Genomic DNA, 23,807 nt, shown 5'->3' on the forward strand with positions numbered 1-23,807 from the left:
TGAGTGTCTCGAACCGCCGAGCCACTCTGCGCAAGGGTTTATACCTTCAAAATATCAGCAACTTGCCCGCACAAGCAGATGAGCCAACCCTCCCCATCAAGACGCTGAGCGATGAATTCGCGTGCCCCGGCATGCACACCGAGCGGCTGGATGAAAAGACCGTTCAATGCCTGAAAGTGAACCAATGACCAGAATCCCCAGTGAAGCAAGCCGCGATTTCACAGTGCTCGGCTGGCCAGCCCTGTCATCTGGAGCGCCTGCCGAGCGCTACATCCAGCCCTGGGACAGCTATGACGGTAAAGAGTTGCGGCACACACCGGGCATTAGCCGCTTCCGCGTGTTTGAGCTGCCAAGCCGCGCCATGGCCTGCTGATCTATTCCAACAGCACGCGGCCCCCCTACCCCCACCCCATCGACAACACGACCCGCTGCTCAGCGGGTTTCGCTTTTCTGGAACCAAGGTGCTCAAGAGCATGATCATTTACCGCATTGCCAAGAGCTGGCAAAACAATCTGCAGGTGCAGGAGGATGCCCTGCAAAGACAATGTTCGAAGAGTGCGGCGCGCCCCACGAACGCGCCGCAGGCTGAGCAATGGGCCATGCGCTTCATGACCGAGACCAAAGTGCTGCCGGCCAGCGGCTCAACCGCAAAGTCAACGAGAAGGCCAACCGCCGCAAACCTGGCAAGAAAGAGCTCCGCGATCTCAAGGATGAGCCTAAGCTGGATCTGCTGCCCATGATCTTCGCCAGTGGCTGACATGCGCGCCCAAGGAGCGGAGCTCTAGCGCCCGCGTCGCCTGGCATCCAAGGCGGATCACAAAGGCTGGCAGGTGGCATCCAGCCCGAGAAGCTGGATGAGGCAAGGCAAGCCCATAAACGGCTTTGCCAGATGACACAGAAGGCAGACGACAAGCCACCGGAGCCCTAGCCTCATGGCTTCGCACTGCAGTGCACAGCAAGCCGTACACCCTTCAAAAGGCCGCCCAGCAATACAAGAAGCTGGCCATAAAGGCAGGCTGGCTATTCAGACTCAGGAGATTAAAAAGGTCACTGCATAAGCTTCAAAAATCGCACGGAAGTTACATGCTAGCGATGAATGCGAATCAATAACCTGGAACGATTTTCATTCATGGCAGAAAGTCTTGGCATTGACAATTTTTGACTGATTTACCACTCCAAACAAGAAGCAGGCTGACATAGATGAGGGAGGACACACGCTGTAATAAATTGTGACGCCAATAGCGAAGCACATGTACGGTGAAAGTAGATTGTCGCTTTTCGCTCAGGAACAGGCGCTACCGCTCTTCGATCGAGGAGGCTCTGGTCATATGTTCGCGAATAACGACCTCTTGGTTCTGACGCCACCTCTGGCGATCTTTGTTCTGGCAGTCATATTGGTCGTGGCCTGGCTCGCCCAACGATCTCAGCGCTTTCTGCTTTGGCAAGCTTGCGCCTATTCACTCACTGCACTGCCTCTTGCAGCTCAAACCTTGATGCCCCTGGAGGAGCTCACTCGCTACGCACTCCTGATTGGCAGTTTCTACCTGCTGAGCGCTTGGTGCCTTGCGAAAAGTTGGGCAGAGAGATGGCGTGTATCGGCCCAGCCACTTGTAGCGCTACTGATTGCCAGTATCACTTTAGCTGCGTTGTATTACTTTAGCCGGATCAACCCCAACGTCTGGGCTCGAGTGAACTCCTTCAGTGTTGGTTCAGGCCTTGTTTTACTGCTACCTATCCTCCAGGTCTATTCAAGGAAGAGCTCATTTGACTGGCTCGACAAGTCACTGCTCTGGCTGAGCATCATTTTCACAGCCTACACCCTTACTCGACCCATGATTATTTCGCTGCTGGGATACCCGGATCCGCAGTCATTTCCAAGATCGCCGTATTGGCTCTTGACACTGGTGAGCATATTGAACTTCGCGATACTCTTTACCGTGGTCATGACCGCCATTGCCGCAAAGGAAACTGTTGGCAAACTACAGAAAGAACGTGACCTTGATACTTTGACCCAGATATTGAATCGCAGATCCTTCCATGAATATGCCTTGAAGCTTTTAACCGATATGAGACTCTATCCCATGGCAGTGCTGGCCTGTGATATAGACCACTTCAAACGAATCAACGATACCTGGGGCCACGAATGTGGCGATAAGGTGCTGCAGCTTGTCTCCACGACTCTGCAAAACCATGTACGAGAGCGCGACCTCGTCGCACGGTTCGGTGGCGAAGAGTTTGTGATTCTGTTGACCGACATCGCACTGCGAGATGCAGAAGAAATTGCTCAACGCATCCGACGAGACCTCAGCTCGAATAGAGACACTCTTCTCTCCGGCACAAAATTGACCATGAGCTTTGGGATTTCATCGATCACCGATCCATCCCAGCTGGACCATGCCTTGAGAGAAGCCGATCAGCTTCTTTATCAGGCAAAAAATGCCGGACGTGATCAAGTGCATGTATCGGGAGTGAGTTATCCAGATATCTCTCTCGAGAGCACTCATCCTAGCCTCGACCCATAGTTGCAAGAGACCTGCCGCAGCGCTTTGTGAAAACCCTGTAGCGGGAGCTTTCCCAGCCTGCCACTGAGCGGGCTTTTGGCGTTCGAGCAATGCTCAAGAACATGACCATTTAGTGCCCAGCCATCGACTGGCAGGGCGATCTACAGGTACAGGAGGATGTGCCCCACAACAGACCTTTTTTGCCGACTGCTGCTGCTCCACACAGGAGCGCTCGGAGGTCGCCCATCTTCGCAACCGCTTGGCGGTCAAAGCCAGGAAGCCAGCATCACCTCAATATTCGACCGTATTTTTTCAAGCGTCTCCTTAAAGCGCTTGCCCTCCTCGGCCAGCCTCTCGTAATCGGACTCTTGCTTGCTCTTTAGGGCCGCGAGATGCAGATCTAACTTAGCGCGCTGCCTCATGGCTTGATCCAAAAGCCTCTCCGCTTCCACTTGATCGGCAGCGTTCGCACTCATTTTCTGTGCACGCTTCATCAACACATCGATATGAACCAAGTCCGCTTCAGACTCGCGGATGTGTCTTTCAGCCATCTGTTCGATCGTTTCCATGGCGACCTCCTAGCTAGGGACCGTCGCGTGAAGAGTCCTGCCAAACTGGTTGATATTCCGGTCCTCTCGGAACACACCCATCAAATCAGCCATTCCCTCGCTGTTGCCCTAATCCATAAGGTACCGCATCTGCCCAGCCCACAACAAGTGGGCGCTACCCAACACCATGAGCCCAATGAGCAAAACCGCTGGATTGGAATCTTCAGCACCAGCAATCTCCAGCTTCTCAAGCTGAGCAGCCAGCCACCAAGCAGGCTCGTTTTCTGGAGCCAATGCTTACACCTCAATTCGTGCGGGCACTGCCTGCCAAGCTGATGAATTGACCTGTTGACCGGTGCCTGTGATGCCAGTACAGGCATTGAGCAGGCCAGCGGCCGCTCCATTGACACGGGGATCAACCATGACCTGACGCAGTCGGCGCGCACGATGCCAACACCGCCCCTAAAGACTCACCACTATCGCGCGGACATTCGGAAGATGTGCCGCGCGAAGCTACAGGCGGGTAGCCGTAGACCTGCTGAACGTATCCGGCTCACCGGCAAACGCTAGGTAACCGTGGACATAATGCTGCGTATGCTCATGCATGCGTGAGCGCTATAGCGCCCAGGACTTCCCGCCGAGCTACATCATCGATCACCAGGCTGCAGACTAGCCTTCCGCAAAAACGGCCCGGGAGCGAACGGTCGGCAACAGCGTCAACCCTCTGGCTGATCGTGACCGGGAACAACAACGAAGCGAGCCCGCACAAACAACCAAATGAGCAGACTTTCTAGCAGTCCTATCCAAGTCCCAGTCTTTAAGGCCGCGGATTAGGATTCGCAGGAGATGGCTCAGGCCTCGGCACTGCTGCTCCAGGATCTGGCTGTGGTCGCTGTATTCCCTCCATTGCCGGCGGCCGCGTTTCCAGTTCAGGCTTTGGTGCTTTGTCATCGCAGGCGCTCAGCGCGCCAGCGGCCACCAGCAACGCAATAGCAGATAGAGATTTCATGATTGGCCTCCTGTCATCGAACATATGAGCATGCTAGGCCGACCAGTTACGCGAAATGGAGCCAATTTTGCAAAACTCACACCCTGAGACACTCATCAGTATTCGCTCTGATTTCACCTTATTTATGCTTGTCCGATGAGCGAGACACCAATCTAGAAAGCTCCGGAGACACTTGAAAAGCAGGTATGAGAGCGAGAGCGTAAGAAGCCCGAAAAGATGTAACCCCGGCCCGCCGCCGCGGGCTTTTCTCAAGCGGCCATGAGCTCTCCTGCCAGGCGCCACGCCAGGCTCAGGCAGCTTGGTAAGCAACGATTTTCGGTTGGTAGAGGCGGCTTGTGGCGGCTATTTGGGTTGGTAGAGAGGGCAAAGAAAAAGGGCTTAGATCGCTCTAAGCCCTTGATTTCTTTAGTTTTTAGTGGTGGGTCCTGACGGTCTCGAACCGCCGACCTACTCCGTGTAAAGGTTTACACTTATCATATAAATCAAACACTTACCAAGCACACCAACCCGCTATACCAACTCCGAACGCCTATTCATGCAGTAAACAACAGTAGGTCGCCACAAGCCGCCAAGCCTGCTACTTCTGTCTCCAGCACTAATCACCGCTTTCTGGAGAGCGTCCAGGTGCAACTTTGCAGGCTCTTGGCGAGTGTGAATAGGATGTGGAAAGAATGCGCCAGACAGGCACCTAAGCGGCTGTCCTCAGCTGGCCTGATGACTTTTCCTGACTTTTCGCTTTAGGCGTACTTGTTACCATTTGCTCATAACGGCCTGGAGAGAGTACATGAGCAAGGCATTACCTCAGCAAGCTCAGCACAGACAGTCCATGCGATCCACCGTGCGGATGGTGACACTGGCGGGGGCGCTCGCCTGGCTGGCCTTGGTGGCCAGTCTCGGGTGGTGGATGTCACAGAGAATTGTGGCCTCGGAGTTGGACCGTTTGGCTCACAGCGCTGAGTACGAAGCCAAAACAACCGCACGCGTCATGGATCGGCTTTTCACCGAAATGGTGAGTGTGGCCAACATGGTGGCACGCCAGGGACTCGTGATACAGCTCGCCACCCGCTATCGCACGGATCCGCCAGGCCTCATCCTGCTCAACCGCCAACAGCGCGCCGCGCAATTCACCCAAGACCCGTTGGTGCGCAAAGTTGGGGACTTCATGAACGAGCTGTCCAGCGACCTGCGCTATGCCCGCATCTACATGAACAATTTGTCGGACGACACGGTAACGGCCAGCAACTGGAACGAGCCTGACAGCATCGTGGGCATGATCTACTCTGGCCGTCCCTATCTAATCGATGCATTGCGTGACGGCAATGGCCATTCGTTCGGTATAGCGCGCCTGAACAAGACACCATCCTATTTCGTGGCTAGCCGTATCGAGAGCGAAGACGATAAGCCTCTAGGTTCAGTCACCGTCAAGTTCGACGCCCCAGATATTGTTCCCTACTTATCAGGGAGCCACATTGCGCTTATCCTGGATCGCCAGGGTCGCGTGACCACAGCGTCCTCCGAGCCATTTATGCTCCGCAACGCTCAAGCGCTTCTACCGCCAAGTTTCGCAGTTGCAGAAGGAAGGACTACCGCCTCGGAAAGTGGTGAAAGTCCGGGTGAGCCTCTGAATGCGCGCGCAGTCTCCAACACAGATCAGTGGATCATCGACGGCAAGTCCTACCTGCTACGGCATGAACCGCTCTCCAATACCCAATATCAACTGATCACACTGGCGAATTTGGAGCACTTGCCACTCATGCGTAGGCAGCACATCGGCTTCGCTGGGCTGGTAGCGTCGGTGGGTCTACTTTTCATTCTGCTTAGCGGTCATGCGATTGGACTGATGGTGGAGCGACGGCAGGACGAGTGGTACGCGGCCAATCACGATGCACTAACCAATCTACCAAACCGACGCAACGTACTGCGTCAACTGGACCAGTTGTTCGCTCAGGCGAAGCAAATGCAGCAATGGATAATGGTGGCCTTCATCGATCTGGATGGCTTCAAAGCGATCAACGACACCTATGGTCATGAGGTCGGCGACCAATTCCTTGTAGAAGTCGGTCGACGCATGAGCACCGGCTTGCGTAAGAGTGACATGCTGGGACGATTAGGTGGTGATGAGTTCGTCGTCATTGGACTGATTGCCCCGCCAAGTGGCGCAGATCAGGACAAGGCCCTGGAGGCTATGCGCAACCGCCTGGCTCCGCTGCTGATCGGGCAGTACGAATTTCCGCAATGCAGCCTCAGCTATCCTGGTGCTAGCTTCGGCATTGTGATTGTCGATCCATCCAACAGCTCGACACAAACCGTGCTCAAGGAGGCTGATCTGCGTATGTATGCGGACAAACAGGCAAGGCGGACGTCGCGAAGGGAGTCTGCAAAAGGTGAGGCAGCCTGCAAAACATGGAAACTGCCAGAGCACGGGACACGGATGCCGCTCCCAACCTAGCTCCAATGAACGCAGAATGTCGGCCCAATGCGCTCGAAAGAGTTTCTTGGATATTGGCCGTCATTGGCTTCTTTGACTTGAGCTGCTACAGATAATTTGCAGCAGTCGTTCAGAGGTGCCCTAGGGCTGTCCGCTAATGGCCGATAGCAGGGTCGAGCAGTAATCTGCAGCTAGGCAGGATGCGTCTCAAACATCTCCACAGGCGCCAATCTAAGCAGCTGCGCCGCCTCCCGCACCGTGCCCGCCAGCCACTGATCAATATCCTGCATCTCAATCGGGATCATGCTGCGCTTGTCCTGCTGGTCTGCCGGCAGCTTGGGGTCAGGCTTGTGCATGCGACTCATCAGAGGATGTGAGTCGGCATTGATGGTCAGCATGGTGTAGCTCTCCACGAGCTCGCCAGACTTGGGATCATTCCAGCGATTCCACAACCCGGCCAGCGCCCACGGCGCGCCATCGGCCCGGCGAAATCTCCACCATACGTTTTTGCCCGTCTCCCAGTTCGGCTCATCAAAGCTCCAGGCGGGAATGATGCAGCGCTGGCCGCGCGCCCAGGGCGCCTTGTAGCTTGGCTTGTCTGCCAGCTCCTCCGAGCGCGCATTGTTGGTGCTGTATTTCAGCGTGCGCTCTTTCGCAAACCAGGGGATCAGGCCCCACTGGCCCGCCACGCCCTCGATGCTGTAGCCTGGGTCATCGACAGCGCGGCGCAGAAATGGGCCAGCCGCCCGGGGAAAGATGTCGATGCGCTCATCCTTCCACCAGCCTGGAGATTCCCGGCCAATGCGAAAGTGACGCTCAATCTCGATCTCTGTGGGGGTGTTATAGCGGTTGCACATCAGTCGCCATCGTTGATGTTGCCGCCGCCAGCGTACTGAAGCTCCTCGTCAAGCTCGCGCCAATACTCGGCCATGACCTGTCGCGCCTCCTCCAGAGACTCCAGCTTCATGTCGCGCAGGACACATTCGCTCGGGGATTCATCAACCAACAGGGCAAGTCTCGCATGCCAAGCACAGCGCTTGATGACCGCGCCGGCAAAACGACGCATCTCTTCTGTGATCCAAGCCCCTTGCTCAATGAGGCCCGCATCCGCTGCAAGTCCATTCAGCAGCGCGACTTTGGACTTTGAGAAGGTGTAGCTGTCTTCCTTCCTGATCTCCTCCAGGGGCTCAGGCAGCATCTCCCGCTCTATGTAATCCTGCGGAACTTCTGCCACTTCCACAGCCTTGTACGCATTTCGAGCACAGCGCTCAATGATCGCGCCCGCAAACGTGCGCATTTCCTCGGTGATCCACTCACCCTGGCCAATGAGGCCCACCTGAGCAGCCAAAGCGTTCAGCACTGCCACATTGGATTTGGGCTGCGGGATCAATGAGGTGTAGAGCTCCCGCTCCACATCCCCGAACTCCCCAACATCGTCGTCATCATCGAAATCGTCTTCGGAATCGGTCATGGGGGACCTCCTTTAACCTGGCCCTCCATTGGACTCCAGATCAGCTCTGCTTTCAAATTTACTGTATAAATAAACAGTATCAACAGGAGGCTCTATGCACACCGAGCATCACTACAACTGGCGCTATCAAGACCATCTTGGCAAGTGGCACACCACCAGGCACCTCTGCACCGAAGAGTCGATCAAAAAGGAGTTCCCAAATGCCACCCCGGTTCAAGGAACGCTCAGAGTCGTCGAGGTGACCGACACGCTGGAGGAATACTGGGAGCGCACGCGCCAAAACACAATGCCGGGTGTAGTGCGCAAGCCGGAATGATGATGATCGGTGAGGACTGGCACCCCACCCTACTGCACACACCGGGTCGATACGGATATCCCACTGCGCGCATCCTGCCAGGCAGCGCCAGCGACTACATCACAGAAGCAGTCCACCCCGGATGGGTGCTCGTGGTCACCGTAAAGGACGAGCTTGTGTACTTCGGACCAGGCCCGGCAAGTGTGGCGCGTTCCGCTGCACCTTTTTGAGCGTGCAGCTTGATCGCGGAAGAGCCACTCAAGATCTGTAAACAAAAGTCATTTTTATCTTGTTTGGTGCACAGAGCCCGGTCAGTCAAATTTGATATGTATCAGAATTTGTAACTTCTCCATATCACCCTCTAAGTACGGAATTTTGCTGTGTCTTACTGGTCGCCTGCTGCTCATTCTGGTGAACATATCCTCATCATCGACGACGACGTCGCTGAGCTGAAAGTTCTGCTGGAAGCACTTAGAGGCAAAGGCCATCGACTTTCTGTTGCCTTGGATGGTATGCAAGGCTATCGCCGCGCCACCACCCAGCAGTTTGCTTTGATCCTGTTGGATGTGAAGATGGGAACAGTCGATGGATTCGAGACCTGTAGATTGTTGAAAGCTGATCCAGCCACAGCGAACATTCCGGTGATTTTTTTGTCTTGCTGTGTCTCTTCACAAGAGCGCCTGATGGGATTACAGACGGGAGCAGTAGACTACATCACCAAGCCGTTTTATGTCGACGAAGTTACGGCGCGCATTGAGATCCACCTAGCCTTGGCAAGGCAATGGAAATTGGCACACCAGGATGCTGGCGCTATGGTGCCTGCGTCGCCTACTCCTCCGTCAAAAGCACTTTCCATAGTGCCGAGTGCTAACCACGACTCCACGCTGCTGCGAGCGGCACAGAAGCTGGTGTTGTCTGATCTATCCAATGTCCCTTCTCTGCCTGAGCTGGCCGCTCAGTTAGGCACGCATGAAAAGCGATTGACGCGGGTGTTTCAGACTTACACTGGAAATACTGTTTACAAGTTCATCCGAGACGCCCGCCTTCAGGAAGCCAAGCGTATGCTGGCGAGCTCTGACATGCCAATAGAAGAAATTGCCATAGCCCTGGGCTTCTCCAGCGCAGCCAATTTCTCTACCGCTTTTCGATCCTACGCTGGCTGTACTCCATCCGCTTTTCGGCGCTTCGGTGGGCAGTCCGAGGCGGCTATAGCTTCCCAGAGGAGCGAGCCCCCAATCAACAGCGTCAACGACCACATTACGTCCCTCAGATAATTAACCAGCTTAGTGCCCTGAGACAATCGCGCCATGACCGATGAATCACCGATCCACACAGTCCACAAGCGCGTTTGCCACACGTTCCTCCGGCACTGGAAGGCCCACAACAACGCCTACCCCAAGCTGATCAAGATGACGCCGGAAGAGTTGCGGCAGTTCAACATCGTCAACGCCTTCGCTAAGCCCAATGAAATGTGGGGCGTCCCAATTGAAATCGACCCCAACACCACGGGCGTGATGATTGCGGTTGATGGGACTGAAATGCCTTTGGTTGAAGGCTACTGATCGAGCGCCAAACGCCAAAAAGCGCCCCGACACCAATCAAGGTATCGGGGCGCTTTTCAGTTCAGTTGCTCGAGCAGTGTTCGGTCGGCCTTGACCTGTCCGCGCAACAGGCTCACCTGAGCGTCTCGCTTTTGGACCAGGCCGCCAAGCTCTCCAACCAGGCCCGAGCCCTCTGCAGCAAGGGCTGCGAGTCGCTGGTGCTGATCTGCGAGACCTCGGCAGGCAGCGGCGTCACCGGCAAGCTGGGCGTTGCGGGTGGCCGTGCTCCTGATGTCGTGCTGCAGGCCTGCAATGCGGACAGCATCAGCAGCGCGCCCAGCCTCAAGGCGGGCCATTTCTTGCGTGTAGTCATGGGTGTTTTCCTGCTGGGCAGCACCGTGATTCCCCACGGCATGTGCTTTCTTTTCGGTAGCGGCTTGTGCTTGCTGGGCATGCGACTCCGCCGCTTTTGCATGTGAAGTCTCGACCTTGGCCAGCCGCTGCGTCTGCACGGCCAGCAGCAGAGCAAAGGCCAAGGCCAGCCACGGCCAGATGCGAGACGCGCCGGTCATTGCTGTGACTCCATGCAGGCGCTGTAACGCGCCTGCTGACGCGTCCATACACCACGGCAGACCTTGTTGCCCGGCGTACTGCAGTCAAAGCGCCAGCGCGTTGGCTTGCCCGCCTTATCCCACTGATAGACCACCCAGCCCGGGCCCTCGCGGCGCCCGCTGGTCATGAACTTGTAGCCCAGGTAGGCGCGGCAGGCGCCGGCATAGTCACCCGCCTTGGTCTTGGCCAGCATGCTGGAGCCGCGCCAGGCGCCGCAGCCATACTGCCCCGCGAAGTCCGCAGCCTTGTCGAACTCGGTTTGATTTACCAGCGTCTGGCCGAGACTGTTGCGCACGCATTGCGCATAGGTGCGGTCAAGTTCGCCCAGTGCCAACTCAACCGCCCGCTGGCGGGTGATTGGAGGATCTGCCAGGGTGACGCGCCGGCCATCTTCATAGCGCGTAGAGCCGTGGCCTATGGTGGGCACATCGCCCTGCGTGGGTACATAAGGGTGCAGCAGGACCTCGCCTGACTGGCTGACGCTCGTGGGGCCATCCCCTTCCGATGCCATCCATGCCGCCCCAGCAGCCGCAGAAAGAGAAAGGGCCGCTGCTGCGACCCTTGTTTTACTGATGTTCATGTCCCTTCCTCTTCTCCAAGCCAGCCGCCCTGCCCTCGCTCCTCTCGCCACCATTTGCGCAGCAGGTATGCCGCCTGAATGGCGATGTACACGCCTGTTGCAATGGCCACCCACTCATTGAGCGTCAGAGTGGATGCAGCTGCCCCGGCAACCGCCGGTGCCGCCTTTGCGGTTTCAATCAATGCTTGAACCTTGCTTTCGTTGCTCATAGCCCTCCCAGGCAATAAAAAACCCGCCTGAGCGGGCATGTCGAATCAATCTCAACCAATAGGAAACGGTCCAGAGGCCGGCGCATAGGCATGCCCCAGGTAGCGCGCCGCGCGCGTGAGGCGCAGGTGCTGCGCATAGCCGTTAAAAAAGCTCACCCCTGGGGCCTGCACACCAATCAGCAAGGGTTTGCCGCCGTCATACATCCACGCAATGCTGGTGCTCCCCACATGAGCACCTTCCTGATACAGGTGAATGTTTCCGGCGTACTTCTCAATGGCCCACTCGAACCAGCGATCCCTGGGCGCGCTGACGGAGGCAACGACAGACACGCCTGACGGAGACACGCCCGCCCCGTTACCAATGAATACGCGCATCACGCCGCCGGAGATCTGCAGCTCGTACTGCGGGTAGGAGGCGCCGCTGACACCGTCTTTGTTGAAGATCTGCCCTTCGGAGGCACCCGAAGGCCAATACAGCAGGCCTTCAAACGTGAAGTCAGTGCCCGTCATGTTCAGCTGGAGGTCATGAGCGACAGACACATAGTCCCCGCTGCCATCCATATACAGCGAGCCGGCGCCGTACTTGGCCTGGGCCGTGCTGATGTGCGCGTCTCCGTAGGCCGTCACCACCTTGGGTGTTGGGCTGTAGTCAAGCAGGTCATCCGTGAAGGGACACAGCAGGGCCACCTTGTCCCAATGCGGGTCGCCGCCGGCGCTCGCTCCAAACCGGAAGGGGTTCAGGAGCATTCCTCTTTGCTTGATGCGGCTGATCATGCGGGCACCCCGATCAGGTAGACCTTCAGGCCCGCCGCCGTGCCGTCGCCCACCTGGTCGATGTCGATGGTGATCTCTGCGTCATCAGCCAGTGCTGCACTGCTGATGACTGCCGCAGCAGCGGCCGTGGTGCTGGTCTTCTCCGTGTTGTCGATGGTCAGCTTGGTGGACAGGATCGAGGCACCACCGGCGTTGATGTCCACTGTGAGGATGGATCCGCTAGCTTGGGCGGTGGTGAGGCTGGCCCGCACCTCGCTCAGGTTCATGGCAAACGGTATGCGAAACGTCACCTTGGCAGTGCCGGCGGTCAAGGGCGTGGCTTCATCGGAGCAGGCAATCGGGATGGCCGTGATGGTGCTGCCACCGCCGCCCGACGATTCACCCTGACCGTGCACCCCGTAGCCGCCCGCGCGCCAATCCTCGACAGCGGTCACCGTAGCCGGACCCGTGGTCAGTTTGTAGACACGGGCATAGGCAGCGGTGTTGTTCCAGTTGGTCGAGCTGCCGGACACGGACAGCACGCCCGTGGCACGGGCCACGACCACATATTGGGTGGAGCTGGCGGCCAAGGCCACCGTGCCGGCCACCACTGCATGACCAGCCCAGCGCCCGCCCAGATAGCCCCAGGTGAGCCCTGCCGTGCTGGTGGCATCCTTGCCGTAGACGGCCATATGCTCCAGCGCTTCGAAGTTTTCGTTGACGATGACTTGAGGGTCAGCCTGCGCTGGTTCCCATTGCTGCAATACGCTCATGGCGCTTTGGCTCCTACGGTTGACGGATAGCCAGGCCCTGCCGTGGCAGAGATCTGACAAATTTCAAATTGCAGGGCAGCTCCGCTGGCCAGGCCATCAACGGCCTGCATGTCGGCGGTGTAGCGGTAGGTGCTTTCGTTGACCACATCCGAGCGCAGCAGCGTGCTGCCGGCAAAGACGCGCACGCGGTAGGCTTCGATCACCTCACCCAAGGGCACCACGGGCGCAGGCCCCGCGTACTGGTAGCTGCGCCTCGTGCGCCGCTGCCAGCTCACGACCAGGTCATGGCCGTCAGGCAGGGCCCGAGGATTGGCGGGGCTGAAAGGCTTGAGGGCCACGCCGGTGTCCGTGAAGTCCTTGGCCGTGCCCGAGGACAGGAAAGCGCCCAGCGTCACCGCCTTAATCTGACGCTGCAACCCGATCTCGTTGGTCTGAGACGCGATGCGGCGCAGCCCATTGCCCAGCAGCACGCAGCGCTCGCCGGCCGCATGGCTGGCCATGGCCCACTCCGTGCCGCGCTGCCCGCGCAGCAGGCCGCTGAGCAGATAGGCGCCAGGCGACAGCAAGGCCGCCGAGCGGAAGCGCAGGATCTCGCTGCCCAGCAGCAAGGCATTGATGGACTCATCGAGCAGCATGGCCTCGCGGGTACTGGAGGCCAGCTCGCCCGAGACCTGCACCGTGACCGTGCTGGCTTCATCAAACACCACCCCGCCCTGCCAGGCAGGCAGCACCGAGGTGGCCGTGCCCATCACACACTGCGCCGTGGTCTTGAGCAGCTGCGTGTAGTTCACTGCATCCCAGGCCTGTGCCACCACGGTGCCAGGCCACTTGTCGGTTGCGGCGGCCCGCTGGGGGGCTACCGCCACGTAATATCCAGGTGCGTCGTCGGCATCGCGCAGGATCGCAATGTCCAGCGGCTCGAACAGGGTGGCGGCTGGCTGAATCACGGTCTCGGTATTCACATAGCCGGTATCCGTGACCGCCTCGCTCTGGATGGCACCCACATCGTCCAGCCTACACTGCAGCTCAATGATGGGCATAGCGTCCGTCTTGGACTGCACCAGCAGGCGGTAGCTGCGCCCGTCATGGTTAAGCGCATTGATCACATCGCCCGGCTCCAGGTAGGCGTACTTGAGCGGCAGCTTCAGCGTGGCCGTGGCCAGCCCCGCTACCCGGTCCATGAGCATGCCGTCCACGATGGCCTTGGCTTCTTCGGGCTGCAGGCCCAGGGCCAGCTGGACCGTCTCGGTGCTTTGCTGGCCGGACAGCAGCCTGTCAGAGAACTCGGTCGCCGTCTGGTAGTCGCCCGACATATTCGGGTAGCTCAGGGCCAGCTGGGCCGGCAGCTCGACATCGTTGCCCAGTGTCAAGGACAGCGGCTCATCGTCGCCGCCGCTGCTGGTGCCCATGCCCAGATCGGCAAAGGAAATCGTTGCCACTGCATCCAGGGCCCGCTCGCGCAGGCGGATCTGGTCATCGGCGCTGACCTCAAGAAAATACGCCTGCTGCAGCGGCTCCAGCACCGAGCGCGTCGTGCTGATTTGCGCAACTGCCAGGGCTCGCACGAGCTTGGAGGCCTCAACGCCAGACACATCAAAGTCTGCAGCGCTGTAGCCGCAGCGCAGCAGCTGGGTTGCCAGGACATCCTGCAAAGGCACAGGCTCACCGTCCAGCCCCTGGTACACATACTGATGCTGAGTGATGCGAAAGGCCAGAAAGCGCTGATTGTTCTCGATGATCTCCAGCGTCTCTTTAACCTCGTACTCAATGAAAATCGAATCCACCAGGGGCGTAAAGGTGGCAGTCGAGACGTAATAGGACACTGGCGATGTCACCACCTGCTGCCCATTGATGAATAACCTGCAGGTATCGTCGTGGTACAGCACAAAGTCCAGTGTGCTGCCCGGCTGCACGCGCTGGGTCTTGGTGATGGTCATCGTCGTGCCCGGAATGGGCGACGGGATCGCGGTGTGAACCGGCGTCACATTCAGAGGGTAGTAGAGATGCGGCGGTGTGCTGCAAAACGCCCCCTGCCCCTGGTCATAGAACCCGTCGAAGTCGTGCAGCAGGACACTCTGGCGCACATAGGCACCGCTGGCCAGCTCGAAGGTCAGATTGGGGATGTTGCCGCTATTGCCCAGCTGCAGCCCCTGAATCAACACCGTGCCCATGCCCCGATAGGCCGGTGCATTGCCCAGGCCCACAGCGGCCTCATAGGTCGGATCAGGAAGCTGGTCTGCCGCCCCGGTGTACACCCGCAGATCCGCCCATAGACCCTCTTGCGCCACGGCGCCATCAAACACCAGCTCGCCATTGCTCCAGATGCGCTTAATGCCCGAGATCTCGTTCTCGCTGAGCAGAATCAGCAGGTCGACGTCATAGGTATAGGTGGTAGACGTAGCTCCCCCGCCCTTGCCCTGCTCCTGCTCGGTAGCCGTCTCCCGGCGGTCGCTGGCCCAGATGATCTGGCCCGAGATCCGGGGCACGCCTGTCACCCACGGGATCACAGAGCCGTACTCCGTGCCGGTGACCTTGAGATCGCCCAGCCTGGCGCCATAGGACTTCTGGCCTGGCGCCATCAGCGAATACGCCAGGCTGCCCAGCATGAAGCCAGTGCCTGCCGTGGTCAGACCCAGGCCCACCGGGCCCAGAGCCAGTGCGCCAACGGCCGCAATTGCAAGCTGTGCCATCAGTCAATCTCCGGAAAGCGATAGGCCGCCACAAAGCGCATGGCCCTGGTGAACAGCAAACGAGTCTCCAGCACCCGCCCATGGGCGCCACTGGCGTGAATGATGGACAGGCCGCCGTGCAGGTAGTCGCCCACGATGCCGACATGCTGGGGATGACTATCAAAGGCCACCAGCACCACATCGCCAGGCGCCATGTCATCCTGGTCCACGGGCACCAAGCGCTCGCTCAGGTGGCGCACCAGCTGCTTGCCATCAGGCACCCGGCCATAACCGCCCACATCCCAGTCCGCCGGCACGGCGCCGATCTCGCGGGCCACGCTGATCACCAGGCCCACGCAGTCCACGCCCACGCCTTCGAGCCGGGCCTGATGGTGAAACGGCGTGTCCACCCAGCGGCGGGCAATGTCTACGATCTGCTTCATGGCGTCTTGACCAGGTCGTCCGTGGTGGGCCGATGTGGCTCGCCCCGGAAGTTAAGAACATTGCCGAACTTGTCGCGACAGTCATCCAGCAAACGCTTGCGGCAGCCGGCCACGATGGAGAACTGGTCACCGACCGCCACGGCCATCACCATGGGCAGCACCAGCGTCAGGGCGCCGCCGGCGGCGTGGCTGCGCACCTTCTGCGACAGGCCGGCATTGGCGCCAGTGGAGAAGGTCAGCACACCTTCGCCAAAGTAATCGGCGGCCTGTGCCAAGCCTGCGGCCGTGAAGCTGCGCTTGTCGGTCACGGCAGTGATCTCGCCGGCATGCGTCCATGGCGCCAAGTCCACCCGGCAGCGGGCGTCGCCCAAGCGGTTGCGGCAGGTCTTGGTCGACACCTCCCCCACGCTTTGCTGCAGCAGCTGCTTGAGGCCGCGCAGCTCCACCTTAATCGTGGCCGCGTTCAGCGTCACCTCGCCAAACCAGCCCCGGGTGAGCGTCTCCACATCGTTGGCAATCGTGGGCGAGGCCACATCCCAGCGATAGCGAAAGATCCTGAAGCTCGCATTGCGCCAGACCCCGGCCACTACCTCATCCCGCTGGAATAGCGAGCCATCATCCAGCGTGGTCAGCTCCAGGTTGTCTACGGCAAAGCCCGAAGTACTGACCAAGTTGCTGGCCGACAGGCCCTGCCTGGCATCAAACACCAGGGCGGCGCTACCCAGCCCCCAGGGCGTGACATCGAGGACGAACGCCAGGTCATGGCTGGTGAAGCCGTAGAGCTGGCCATCCGTGCGCTCAATCACGATGGCATGGGCCACGCTGGTGCCGCCGCTGTCATAGTGGGCCTGCAGGGCTGCAGGGATCTGCTTCATACCCGAATCTCCTCCAGCTCGATCCCAGACCACTCGGTGATCAACTTGGTGCCGCCCAGCACCTTCCAGACGGCGGACGGGTCTTTGAAGGCGACCGGCACATGAAAAGTGCCCATCCAGCGATAGCTGTCACCAGCCATGTGGTCGGCAATGACCACCCGCCCTGTGGTCGTGTCCGGCACCACTGCCAGCATGCTGGGCACACCGGCGCGCATGCGCTGCACCTTGCAGCCTTTGGCGGGCTTGTAGATGGGACGCACAAACATGCGGCTGCCAAAGACATAGGTGCGGCATAGCTGCCAGGTGTTGGCCACATCCTCGACAGAGGTCAGAGTGGTGTTGGCATCGGTGGCCTGAAAGTCGCTCCAGTCCTTGAAACGGAAAGCATCGGCATCGCCGCCCACGACATAAAAAAAGGCCCGTAGGGCCTCAAAGTCTTCTTGCTTGCGCGGCGGGTGCGCGATGGTGTACTCATGCAGCGGGTACTTCGCCTCACGGTTGGTGATGCGCTGCCCCGATGCAGAGTAGGCCTTGCTATTGATAAAGCGCGGCCCGCCCTCTGCTTCCCGGCTGATGCGCGGGGGGAACAGCTCTTCAAAAAATGCCATGGCGTTTCCGTTTCTCTAGCCGTTTCTGGCCTGAGCAATGGCGATCTGCCGCCCCACCGTCCGGCCGAACTGCAGTGCGGTCTCCCGGCTTCCGCCTTGCGGCATTTGCACGGTGATGTTGATATTTGTCGGGCCACTGCTTGCACTCGACAGCGCCCTTACACCCAGATTGCCGTCAGGCGCTCTGGTCAGCGGCATGATTGCCTCGGGCCCGGCCTCCCCAAACACCCCTGCCCCCTTGGCGAATGCAAAGAACTGAGGCGTGTCGTGGATCTGGTTGCGGTAAGCACTCAGACTGTGACTGTCGTAGACACCGCCAAGCGCATTGGGGACCGCGCCAAACGCTGCCGCCAATCCCTCTGCACTGTAGTCACCCCAGCCAGCATTGCCGACAGAAGGCGCCCCCGTCAGCAGGCCCAGGCCCTGGCCCAACAACCCCATCAGACCGCTGCCACCACTCCCACCATTACCGGCCACGCCCAGCGCATTGCTGAGCTGCTGCTTGATGATGATGCGGGTGATGTCGGCCACGATGTTGTTGGCCAGATCCGTGAACGACAGCTTGCCCGTAGTCACGAACTTGACCAGCGCATCCTCCATGCCTCTGAAGGCATTGGCAAATGCATCGGCCGACTGCTGCGCCACGTTCGCGGCCTGGTCCACATAGTTCTGCATGGCAAAACCTGCACCCAGCTCCCATTGGGATTGCAGTTGGTCCAGCTCTGCATAGGTGGCCTTGGCAACCCGAACCCGCTCGGTCTTCTCAATTTCCAGGTAGGCAAGCCTCTGGTCAATCTGCTGGCGTTGCTCCACGGACAGATTGACCGTGAACATGCGACGGTCTTCCAGCTGCCGGCGCTCGGCCAGGTAGGAGTCCTCGATTCCCCAAAGACTCTCGGCACGCTGGCGGTCCTTGCTGCCCATCCAGGCCGAACTGACCGTGCGCTGCTGCTGGATCTGCATCTGCTCCATGAACCGCTGGTGTGACGCTGCCAAGGCCTCCAGGGCCATGCGCTGGCGATCAGTGGCCAAGGTTTCCTCAAAGGTCAGGGCCTTGAGCTTTTCGCCAGTTTCCAGGCGCTTGGCGGCCAGCTTGGACTCGGTATCTGCAATTTGCTTCTTGACGGCCAGGGCATCAGCGCCCTTGACCTTCTCTTGCTGCAGGCGCGTGATCTGCTCCTGCAGGGCGGCTTCCTCGACCTTGCTGGACTCTTCGATCAGGGAACGCCTCTGGCTGTAGTAGCCCTGGTCATCAACTAGCCCAGACTGGCGCAGGCGCTCCAGATCCTTTTGTTTGCCGTCAATGATGCGGACTTCTTCGCGGGCAGCATTCTGAATCTCGGAGAGGTCGAGGCGGAGAGAGGCCGGTGCCGTGCTGCCACCCTTGCCGCCGCCTTTCTCCTTGAACTGCTCCTCAATGCTGGCCTTCGTTTTGGCAATGAGCTTAGGATCGAGCAGCGCATCGTTGGGATTGGCTGCTCTGATCTTGGCGATGTTGCTTCCATATTCCTCAAGCGCCTTTACCTTCTGCTCCTGCTTGGTAAGCGCGCGCTCATTGGCTTTGCTCACGGCCTCAATGGCTTTGATTCCGGCCTTCTGAACCTGCTGCGCATGACCTTCAGCCATGGCTTTCGTCGTAGCGTCATTGACCTCACCCTGCAGCTCGATCATGCGCGCCTGGGCTGCACCGAGTAGTGCCTCGCTGTTGTTTCGGCCGCTGCCGTAGCGCGCGACATAGTCATCATGCTTTTGCTGCAAAGTCGCGACAACCTGGACTTGCCGCTGCAGCTGCTCTTCGACAGTCGTTCCACGGCCAATACCAGCCATGGCGTCCCAGGCAGCTTTGGCCCCATTAGCCAAACCTCTCCAGGCCCTTTCCAGCAAACCCACATGCTCCTGCAGCTGGGTCGTGCGGCCGATGATGGAGTCTGCATAGGCTTCCTGAGCCAGCTTGGCGGCCTCGGCTTCGCGCCCCTGATCTTGAAGTGCCTTGATCTGGCTGAAGATCTCGGCAGTGAGATAGCGGTGCTGCTCAGTCAGCTTCAAAGAAGCCTCAACGGGAGACTTACCCAGCTCCTCAAAGTCCTTGACCGTGTTTTTGATGGGCACGCCCACCTGGTCAAAGCGCAAAGCCGCCTCGGCAGCCTTGGAAATGGTCTCGGTCGCCACATTGCCGGTCGCAGCAATCTGCGTCAGCGCCTCGGCCGCGCCGGACTGGGTGAGGCCCTTCTTGGAGCCCAGACTTTCGGCCATGAGGGCCAGCTGCCCTGCCGTGGTGCCGGCAGCGTTGCCCGACAGAATCAGCGCTTTGGAATATTCACGGGCCTCCTGGCTTCCTTGGTAGAACGCAACAGCAAGCAGGCCCGCAGCAGTTCCAAGGACCGTCAGAGGGTTGACCAGGCCAAGGACGTACCCACCCAGGCCTTTGATCATTTCAGCAGCAGTGCCGAACGTGGTGAGCAGCTGCGATCCCTGCTGCAAGAACACTGTCATGGCATTTTGACCGCCGGCCAGCGAAACAACCACGTCCTGCAGCTGGGCGGGAACGCCGCGCAGTGCCGCATTGCGCTGCCCTTCGCTGATCCCACCGGATTGCCGCAGAGCCTTCTGCGCAGCCTCCGCCTGACGCAGTTGCTCGATATAGGGCTTAAGTACGTCACCCGAGATGCCGCGCTGCTTGGCCAGCATGTCGTAGTAGTCGGCTCCAGCTTTGCCCCCAGACTGCATGGCGGCAGTGGCGCGCTGGATGCTGCCGACCATGCTTTTTTCAGCACGAGACATTGCCGCAGCGGTCTGCTTCGACTGCTCCTCCGGCAGCTTCATGCCCCTCGCCCCGCGCTGGCCCTCACTCTCCATTCCATTGGCCATGCCCTTGACGGCTTTGAGAGCGTCATCCGCCCCTTCGCGCACGCCCGTGGCATCCAGCGAGGCCTCAATCTGGACTTTACGGCGGTCGGTATCGCTCATTTTTCAGTCTCGGCATAGATTTCTTGAAGTGCGGCACCCTCCATGATCCGAACCTCGGCGCGGAGCCGGTCGTGGTCTTCATGGGGGATTTCGCGCGCGCGGAGTTCGTCGGCCAAAACGCTGTAGTCCAGCCCCACAACCCCGCCTGCGCCAACGCGCCACTGCGTCTGCAGGGCCTCGAACAGGCACCAGGCGGTCCAGTTTTCTGGCCATACCTCGACGCTGAACATGTCGGCGTACTGGCTAACGGGCAGCCCCCAGTCCTTGAGGTACTGGGCATCCGGGAGCTGCGTGTACCGGGCGCGCACTGCCGCAATCAGTTTCCCAGGCGGCCCTCGATGCAGATCTGTCGATAGGTCTCCATCACCGCTTGCACGGCGGCAGGGATCTCACGCGCCAGTTGAATGCAGTTGTCGAGAGTCAAGGGAACGTCAAGTCCCCAGTCCTCCAGGCAGCTCAAGACATATTGGCCGTTGATCTGCACAGCCCCACGCTGCAACTGCTTGGAAGCATTGGCAACCGTGCCATCGAAGGCTGGCGCCTGAGCCCCGTAGACGCTGTCCAGGAACTCGCCAAACTCCACGCGGTCGCGGTAGCGGAACGTCACGGGCAACAGCCCCTCAGTCCCGTCCAGCATGGTGATCCTGAGGGAGTAGACGATGCCCTTGGGCCTCTGGCCCAGCACGATCTGGCGTGCAATCTGCTCGCTCATGATCAAGCTGCCTTGGCCAGGTTGGTAGGCGCGCCGCGCAGCAGCACCGTGGACTTGGTGGTCTGCTCGTTACCCTTTTCAGTGCTGGGCACATCGTCGTAGGCCAGCTCGCCCACGTAGTAGCTTGTAGAGCCGTCCTTGAACTGCAAACGGTGCACAGACTCCAGGCCATCGGATGCCTGCAGTGCCGCACGCGCCTCGCCATCCTGCTTCCAGCTGATGGTGTATTCCAGGCGGCGCGCATTCCGCCCCGTGCTGAATTCCTGGTCATCAGGAACGTCGAGGTAAGAGCTGGTGCCGGTCTTGACGTCACCACCGGTCAGACCAAAGGTCGGGACATAAGGCAAACGCTGCCAGTCATCAGCAGCCAGGGGGATCAGCGCTACAGTGCCGCCGGGCGGGAATTTGACGAGGTCAAGGGTATCCACGCCGTCCAGTGTGACGCTATCGGCCGTCACAGCTTTGGCGCGGGCGATGCGCCCTTCCAGCTCGGGGTAATCCTCGCTGGTGATTACCACCACAGCGTTGGCCGTCAAGGTGTTGGCCACCGTCACCACCGCGTGCGCGGCATTGGACATTTCGCCGACGGCCAAGGCCGTCAGCGCTGCGGTGTACAGATAGAGTTTTGCCCCATCGGGCAGAGGAACTTTGCGCATGGTTGTGCCCCTTTCAGGCAAAGAAAAACCCGCCAGGTTTCCCGTGGCGGGTGTGGAGCCCTTATGGGCAGATGAAAGCCGCACAAATGGCGGCGGAATCTATCGGTCGTACTTGTCACGCAATGCCGTGTAAATGCCACTGGCACCACCGTCCAAAATCACATCACATAAGTCATGCTTTGGGCCCGGGTAGGCAGATCCGCAAACGGCTGGCCATTTAGCTACAACTTCGCACTTTTGACGGGTCTTCTGAAGGTCATTCGCGAAATCGTTCAAACGAATGCCAAGCCATATAGACCTGAAGTCGCCATCTTCAACAGGCGCCACGATGGCAACCGTCTGAGTTGCGCCTTCATAGAAGAACGGAGTCTTCCCTACATAGCCGCCCATGCGATTTTTTGCATTGAGGTAGCCGCAGACGTTATCCGGCTCGGACCCTTTACGCATATCCGAAAACTCTGCGCTCCCGGGATCGTTAAGCAATTTCTTCGCTGCATTCTTGGCATCCATTTCGACGCCACAACCAGCAAGTGCAACCAAGCCTAGAACCATGAATACCAGACGCATATCCCTCTCCTGTAGTTGAGAGAATGCTATCAAAAGTGCCTCAATAGGAAACGAGCAGATCCTGATCGGCTGAAAACAGATTCATATCGTGGTCGAAGTCATCGCGGAAGTTTCCGACTGGCCGAATGGTCAGTTCTGGGTGCTGACGGAGCGCACTCACCAGTTGCGGCATCAGCCGCTTCGGCTCCAGAATATCTTGGCTGAAAATCCGGATCTGCACATCGGCGGCGTCCACCTGAGAATCCTCGTTGTCCAGGTATTCGCTGGTATCGCCACCAAAGCGCTGCCAGATCACATAAGGCGTTTGCGCGTTGGCCGGGGCCACAGTGCCGTAGCAGCTCGGAATTACAGCCGCAATGGCTGCGTGTAGAGCTTCGTCCATCACTTCACCCTTTCCAATGCCTGCCAAAGCATATCAGCCGAGGCCAGCACAGCAGCCGGCTCCGCGCGCAGCGAGCCGCGCATGAATGCCTTGCCCGGGATGTAGACCGGCCCACCAGGACGGGGTAGGTAGTACGCATCCTTCTCGGCCTGACTGGCTCTTCGCCGCGGCTTCTTCTTGCCGGCGCTCTCCGGCCGTGCCAGTGTCACCCAGCCCTTTCGGGTCATCACCACCTGGTAGCGCTGCCAAAAGCCGTTCTCCAGCAGATGGCCGTGCGGCGCGGTCTTGGCGTTCCAGCTGATGTGATACTCGGCAAATCCCTGCCCGCTGTTCTCAGGCGAGAAGGCCTGATAGATAGCCTTGTCCAGGTTCCCCGAGAGCTTCTTGATCCTGGCGACGTTGATCTTGGCTGTGTCGTAGAACACCTGGGCGGCTGCCTGTGCCGCCGGCCGCGCCGCCTCTTCGGCAGCATCTCCCAGATCATCAAAGAGCGATTCGAGGCCTGAAAGATCAACTGCGGCAATCAGGGAGTTTGCTCCCCTAGCCATTGGTCACCTCACAGACCAGATCAACATACTCGCGGCGCTGATGATCTGGCAGCACGGCCTTGATAGCGTACTCAACGCCCCGTGACAGAACGCGCATCTCGGCGGTGATACCAGTACGCCAACGAATGCGAATGCTCACCTGGGCCTTGCTCGCTATTTGTCCGGAGCGGATGGTCTCGCTGCCGGATGCATAACGAATGTTCGCCCAGGTGCTGGCCACCGCCTCCCAGCTATTGGAAGGCTGCCCAAGCCTACCACCAGGTAGACGGCGCTGGATGGTGATGTGGTCGCGCAGAGATCCAGCACGTAACGTATTCATAGACCTTGGCTCCGGCGATGAGGTCGCAGCAGGTCGCGCGATCCGTTTGTTATGGAGAATGACTGCGCGCCTACCACCACATCCTCACGGTTTGCGAAGAGGTGGGCACAGATCAGCAACATGGCGGCCCTGATGGCAAATGAGGCCACCATGGGCTCCTCGCCTGCTGTGCCCGCAGTGACTGCCGCATCAAGCTCCGCCTGGTCGGCATACACCTTGCGGCCCAAGTAGTCCTGCGCGGCGTCGATGGCCGCACCCAGATAGAGCTCGACCATGACCGCGTCTGCATCCGGATCAGCACGGCAGTGCTTGATGGCCTGCTCGGTGGTCAAGATGGGCAT

At 59.2% G+C, this 23,807-nt stretch carries 26 protein-coding genes and 2 pseudogenes; 7 read left to right on the forward strand and 21 right to left on the reverse strand.

Annotated features, from left to right (window positions below):
- From Cth01_RS24175 to Cth01_RS10505, 3 genes and pseudogenes are all read left to right on the forward strand, one after another.
- Window positions 1-188 (forward strand): annotated as a pseudogene (locus Cth01_RS24175) (hypothetical protein); the annotation flags it as partial.
- 273 nt (window positions 189-461) lie between these two features.
- Window positions 462-745: pseudogene (rdgC, locus tag Cth01_RS10500) on the forward strand (recombination-associated protein RdgC); the annotation flags it as partial.
- A 583-nt stretch (window positions 746-1,328) separates the two neighbouring features.
- Window positions 1,329-2,522: a GGDEF domain-containing protein gene (locus Cth01_RS10505; RefSeq protein WP_045839202.1), complete on the forward strand. Its 1,194-nt coding sequence runs from the start codon at window positions 1,329-1,331 to the stop codon at window positions 2,520-2,522.
- A gap of 245 nt (window positions 2,523-2,767) precedes the next feature.
- Here the strand turns inward: Cth01_RS10505 and Cth01_RS10510 are convergent, their stop codons facing one another.
- Entirely contained in the window at window positions 2,768-3,070 is a 303-nt protein-coding gene (locus Cth01_RS10510) for a hypothetical protein (protein ID WP_034357033.1), read from the reverse strand.
- A 1,772-nt stretch (window positions 3,071-4,842) separates the two neighbouring features.
- On the opposite strand from Cth01_RS10510, the gene Cth01_RS10515 reads away from it, so the two are divergent.
- The gene (locus tag Cth01_RS10515; protein ID WP_045839203.1) at window positions 4,843-6,507 is read left to right on the forward strand and encodes a sensor domain-containing diguanylate cyclase; all 1,665 of its coding nucleotides are present in this window, start codon (window positions 4,843-4,845) and stop codon (window positions 6,505-6,507) included.
- Between the two features lie 170 nt (window positions 6,508-6,677).
- Here the strand turns inward: Cth01_RS10515 and Cth01_RS10520 are convergent, their stop codons facing one another.
- Together Cth01_RS10520 and Cth01_RS10525 are read right to left on the reverse strand one after the other, a co-directional pair.
- Window positions 6,678-7,343, reverse strand: coding sequence for an SOS response-associated peptidase (locus tag Cth01_RS10520; protein ID WP_045839167.1), 666 nt, complete (start codon window positions 7,341-7,343; stop codon window positions 6,678-6,680).
- Window positions 7,343-7,957 (reverse strand): hypothetical protein, encoded by a 615-nt coding sequence (locus Cth01_RS10525; RefSeq protein ID WP_045839168.1) that lies wholly within the window; start codon window positions 7,955-7,957, stop codon window positions 7,343-7,345. Before Cth01_RS10525 ends, Cth01_RS10520 begins: the two co-directional genes overlap by 1 nt.
- A gap of 94 nt (window positions 7,958-8,051) precedes the next feature.
- On the opposite strand from Cth01_RS10525, the gene Cth01_RS10530 reads away from it, so the two are divergent.
- The 3 genes from Cth01_RS10530 to Cth01_RS10540 all read left to right on the forward strand — a co-directional run bounded on the left by Cth01_RS10530 (window position 8,052) and on the right by Cth01_RS10540 (window position 9,814).
- Window positions 8,052-8,273, forward strand: coding sequence for a hypothetical protein (locus Cth01_RS10530; protein ID WP_045839169.1), 222 nt, complete (start codon window positions 8,052-8,054; stop codon window positions 8,271-8,273).
- A gap of 359 nt (window positions 8,274-8,632) precedes the next feature.
- Window positions 8,633-9,526 (forward strand): response regulator transcription factor, encoded by an 894-nt coding sequence (locus Cth01_RS10535; RefSeq protein WP_045839170.1) that lies wholly within the window; start codon window positions 8,633-8,635, stop codon window positions 9,524-9,526.
- Window positions 9,527-9,559: 33 nt separating this feature from the next.
- The gene (locus Cth01_RS10540; RefSeq protein WP_045839171.1) at window positions 9,560-9,814 is read left to right on the forward strand and encodes a hypothetical protein; all 255 of its coding nucleotides are present in this window, start codon (window positions 9,560-9,562) and stop codon (window positions 9,812-9,814) included.
- A gap of 56 nt (window positions 9,815-9,870) precedes the next feature.
- On the opposite strand, the gene Cth01_RS10545 is transcribed toward Cth01_RS10540, so the two are convergent.
- The 18 genes from Cth01_RS10545 to Cth01_RS10630 form a co-directional block, all read right to left on the reverse strand.
- Entirely contained in the window at window positions 9,871-10,365 is a 495-nt protein-coding gene (locus Cth01_RS10545) for a hypothetical protein (RefSeq protein WP_045839172.1), read from the reverse strand.
- Complete coding sequence (locus Cth01_RS10550) at window positions 10,362-10,979, reverse strand: glycoside hydrolase family protein (RefSeq protein WP_045839204.1); 618 nt, start codon at window positions 10,977-10,979, stop codon at window positions 10,362-10,364. Before Cth01_RS10550 ends, Cth01_RS10545 begins: the two co-directional genes overlap by 4 nt.
- 2 nt (window positions 10,980-10,981) lie before the next feature.
- On the reverse strand, window positions 10,982-11,194 hold the full coding sequence (locus Cth01_RS10555; protein ID WP_045839173.1) for a hypothetical protein: 213 nt from the start codon (window positions 11,192-11,194) through the stop codon (window positions 10,982-10,984).
- A gap of 51 nt (window positions 11,195-11,245) precedes the next feature.
- Window positions 11,246-11,941: a LamG-like jellyroll fold domain-containing protein gene (locus tag Cth01_RS10560; protein WP_169749763.1), complete on the reverse strand. Its 696-nt coding sequence runs from the start codon at window positions 11,939-11,941 to the stop codon at window positions 11,246-11,248.
- A gap of 23 nt (window positions 11,942-11,964) precedes the next feature.
- On the reverse strand, window positions 11,965-12,720 hold the full coding sequence (locus tag Cth01_RS10565) for a hypothetical protein (RefSeq protein ID WP_052703294.1): 756 nt from the start codon (window positions 12,718-12,720) through the stop codon (window positions 11,965-11,967).
- Window positions 12,717-15,410: a phage tail protein gene (locus Cth01_RS10570; protein ID WP_045839175.1), complete on the reverse strand. Its 2,694-nt coding sequence runs from the start codon at window positions 15,408-15,410 to the stop codon at window positions 12,717-12,719. Before Cth01_RS10570 ends, Cth01_RS10565 begins: the two co-directional genes overlap by 4 nt.
- Entirely contained in the window at window positions 15,410-15,832 is a 423-nt protein-coding gene (locus Cth01_RS10575; protein ID WP_045839176.1) for a DUF1287 domain-containing protein, read from the reverse strand. Before Cth01_RS10575 ends, Cth01_RS10570 begins: the two co-directional genes overlap by 1 nt.
- Window positions 15,829-16,707, reverse strand: a complete 879-nt coding sequence (locus tag Cth01_RS10580; RefSeq protein ID WP_052703296.1) for a phage/gene transfer agent baseplate hub protein — start codon at window positions 16,705-16,707, stop codon at window positions 15,829-15,831. The genes Cth01_RS10575 and Cth01_RS10580 overlap by 4 nt, the downstream gene beginning before the upstream one ends.
- Window positions 16,704-17,315, reverse strand: coding sequence for a DUF2460 domain-containing protein (locus tag Cth01_RS10585; RefSeq protein WP_052703298.1), 612 nt, complete (start codon window positions 17,313-17,315; stop codon window positions 16,704-16,706). Before Cth01_RS10585 ends, Cth01_RS10580 begins: the two co-directional genes overlap by 4 nt.
- 15 nt (window positions 17,316-17,330) lie before the next feature.
- Window positions 17,331-20,282, reverse strand: a complete 2,952-nt coding sequence (locus tag Cth01_RS10590) for a phage tail tape measure protein (RefSeq protein WP_082085650.1) — start codon at window positions 20,280-20,282, stop codon at window positions 17,331-17,333.
- Complete coding sequence (locus Cth01_RS10595; protein WP_045839177.1) at window positions 20,279-20,590, reverse strand: DUF1799 domain-containing protein; 312 nt, start codon at window positions 20,588-20,590, stop codon at window positions 20,279-20,281. Before Cth01_RS10595 ends, Cth01_RS10590 begins: the two co-directional genes overlap by 4 nt.
- A gap of 8 nt (window positions 20,591-20,598) precedes the next feature.
- Window positions 20,599-20,994 carry a phage tail assembly chaperone gene (locus Cth01_RS10600; RefSeq protein ID WP_045839178.1) on the reverse strand — a complete coding sequence of 132 codons (396 nt, stop codon included), beginning with the start codon at window positions 20,992-20,994 and terminating at the stop codon, window positions 20,599-20,601.
- Window positions 20,995-20,996: 2 nt separating this feature from the next.
- Window positions 20,997-21,650, reverse strand: coding sequence for a phage tail tube protein (locus Cth01_RS10605; protein WP_045839179.1), 654 nt, complete (start codon window positions 21,648-21,650; stop codon window positions 20,997-20,999).
- Between the two features lie 99 nt (window positions 21,651-21,749).
- Complete coding sequence (locus Cth01_RS10610) at window positions 21,750-22,217, reverse strand: hypothetical protein (RefSeq protein WP_052703300.1); 468 nt, start codon at window positions 22,215-22,217, stop codon at window positions 21,750-21,752.
- Window positions 22,218-22,257: 40 nt separating this feature from the next.
- Entirely contained in the window at window positions 22,258-22,599 is a 342-nt protein-coding gene (gene gp17 / locus Cth01_RS10615) for a tail completion protein gp17 (RefSeq protein WP_045839180.1), read from the reverse strand.
- Window positions 22,599-23,147 carry an HK97 gp10 family phage protein gene (locus tag Cth01_RS10620; protein ID WP_045839181.1) on the reverse strand — a complete coding sequence of 183 codons (549 nt, stop codon included), beginning with the start codon at window positions 23,145-23,147 and terminating at the stop codon, window positions 22,599-22,601. The genes gp17 and Cth01_RS10620 overlap by 1 nt, the downstream gene beginning before the upstream one ends.
- Window positions 23,140-23,466 carry a phage head closure protein gene (locus Cth01_RS10625; protein ID WP_045839182.1) on the reverse strand — a complete coding sequence of 109 codons (327 nt, stop codon included), beginning with the start codon at window positions 23,464-23,466 and terminating at the stop codon, window positions 23,140-23,142. The genes Cth01_RS10620 and Cth01_RS10625 overlap by 8 nt, the downstream gene beginning before the upstream one ends.
- On the reverse strand, window positions 23,463-23,807 hold the full coding sequence (locus tag Cth01_RS10630) for a head-tail connector protein (RefSeq protein ID WP_045839183.1): 345 nt from the start codon (window positions 23,805-23,807) through the stop codon (window positions 23,463-23,465). The genes Cth01_RS10625 and Cth01_RS10630 overlap by 4 nt, the downstream gene beginning before the upstream one ends.

Origin of the sequence: Comamonas thiooxydans (assembly GCF_000964545.1) — a bacterium.
Taxonomy (GTDB): Bacteria; Pseudomonadota; Gammaproteobacteria; order Burkholderiales; family Burkholderiaceae_C; genus Comamonas; species Comamonas thiooxydans.

Bases quoted from the DNA above. Each gene is read 5' to 3' on its own strand.
- Cth01_RS10505 (WP_045839202.1), top strand. From the start codon at position 1,329: ATGTTCGCGAATAACGACCTCTTGGTTCTGACGCCACCTCTGGCGATC.
- Cth01_RS10510 (WP_034357033.1), bottom strand. From the start codon at position 3,070: ATGGAAACGATCGAACAGATGGCTGAAAGACACATCCGCGAGTCTGAA.
- Cth01_RS10515 (WP_045839203.1), top strand. From the start codon at position 4,843: ATGAGCAAGGCATTACCTCAGCAAGCTCAGCACAGACAGTCCATGCGA.
- Cth01_RS10520 (WP_045839167.1), bottom strand. From the start codon at position 7,343: ATGTGCAACCGCTATAACACCCCCACAGAGATCGAGATTGAGCGTCAC.
- Cth01_RS10525 (WP_045839168.1), bottom strand. From the start codon at position 7,957: ATGACCGATTCCGAAGACGATTTCGATGATGACGACGATGTTGGGGAG.
- Cth01_RS10530 (WP_045839169.1), top strand. From the start codon at position 8,052: ATGCACACCGAGCATCACTACAACTGGCGCTATCAAGACCATCTTGGC.
- Cth01_RS10540 (WP_045839171.1), top strand. From the start codon at position 9,560: ATGACCGATGAATCACCGATCCACACAGTCCACAAGCGCGTTTGCCAC.
- Cth01_RS10545 (WP_045839172.1), bottom strand. From the start codon at position 10,365: ATGACCGGCGCGTCTCGCATCTGGCCGTGGCTGGCCTTGGCCTTTGCT.
- Cth01_RS10555 (WP_045839173.1), bottom strand. From the start codon at position 11,194: ATGAGCAACGAAAGCAAGGTTCAAGCATTGATTGAAACCGCAAAGGCG.
- Cth01_RS10560 (WP_169749763.1), bottom strand. From the start codon at position 11,941: ATGCTCCTGAACCCCTTCCGGTTTGGAGCGAGCGCCGGCGGCGACCCG.
- Cth01_RS10565 (WP_052703294.1), bottom strand. From the start codon at position 12,720: ATGAGCGTATTGCAGCAATGGGAACCAGCGCAGGCTGACCCTCAAGTC.
- Cth01_RS10570 (WP_045839175.1), bottom strand. From the start codon at position 15,410: ATGGCACAGCTTGCAATTGCGGCCGTTGGCGCACTGGCTCTGGGCCCG.
- Cth01_RS10575 (WP_045839176.1), bottom strand. From the start codon at position 15,832: ATGAAGCAGATCGTAGACATTGCCCGCCGCTGGGTGGACACGCCGTTT.
- Cth01_RS10580 (WP_052703296.1), bottom strand. From the start codon at position 16,707: ATGAAGCAGATCCCTGCAGCCCTGCAGGCCCACTATGACAGCGGCGGC.
- Cth01_RS10585 (WP_052703298.1), bottom strand. From the start codon at position 17,315: ATGGCATTTTTTGAAGAGCTGTTCCCCCCGCGCATCAGCCGGGAAGCA.
- Cth01_RS10590 (WP_082085650.1), bottom strand. From the start codon at position 20,282: ATGAGCGATACCGACCGCCGTAAAGTCCAGATTGAGGCCTCGCTGGAT.
- Cth01_RS10600 (WP_045839178.1), bottom strand. From the start codon at position 20,994: ATGAGCGAGCAGATTGCACGCCAGATCGTGCTGGGCCAGAGGCCCAAG.
- Cth01_RS10605 (WP_045839179.1), bottom strand. From the start codon at position 21,650: ATGCGCAAAGTTCCTCTGCCCGATGGGGCAAAACTCTATCTGTACACC.
- Cth01_RS10610 (WP_052703300.1), bottom strand. From the start codon at position 22,217: ATGCGTCTGGTATTCATGGTTCTAGGCTTGGTTGCACTTGCTGGTTGT.
- gp17 (WP_045839180.1), bottom strand. From the start codon at position 22,599: ATGGACGAAGCTCTACACGCAGCCATTGCGGCTGTAATTCCGAGCTGC.
- Cth01_RS10620 (WP_045839181.1), bottom strand. From the start codon at position 23,147: ATGGCTAGGGGAGCAAACTCCCTGATTGCCGCAGTTGATCTTTCAGGC.
- Cth01_RS10625 (WP_045839182.1), bottom strand. From the start codon at position 23,466: ATGAATACGTTACGTGCTGGATCTCTGCGCGACCACATCACCATCCAG.
- Cth01_RS10630 (WP_045839183.1), bottom strand. From the start codon at position 23,807: ATGCCCATCTTGACCACCGAGCAGGCCATCAAGCACTGCCGTGCTGAT.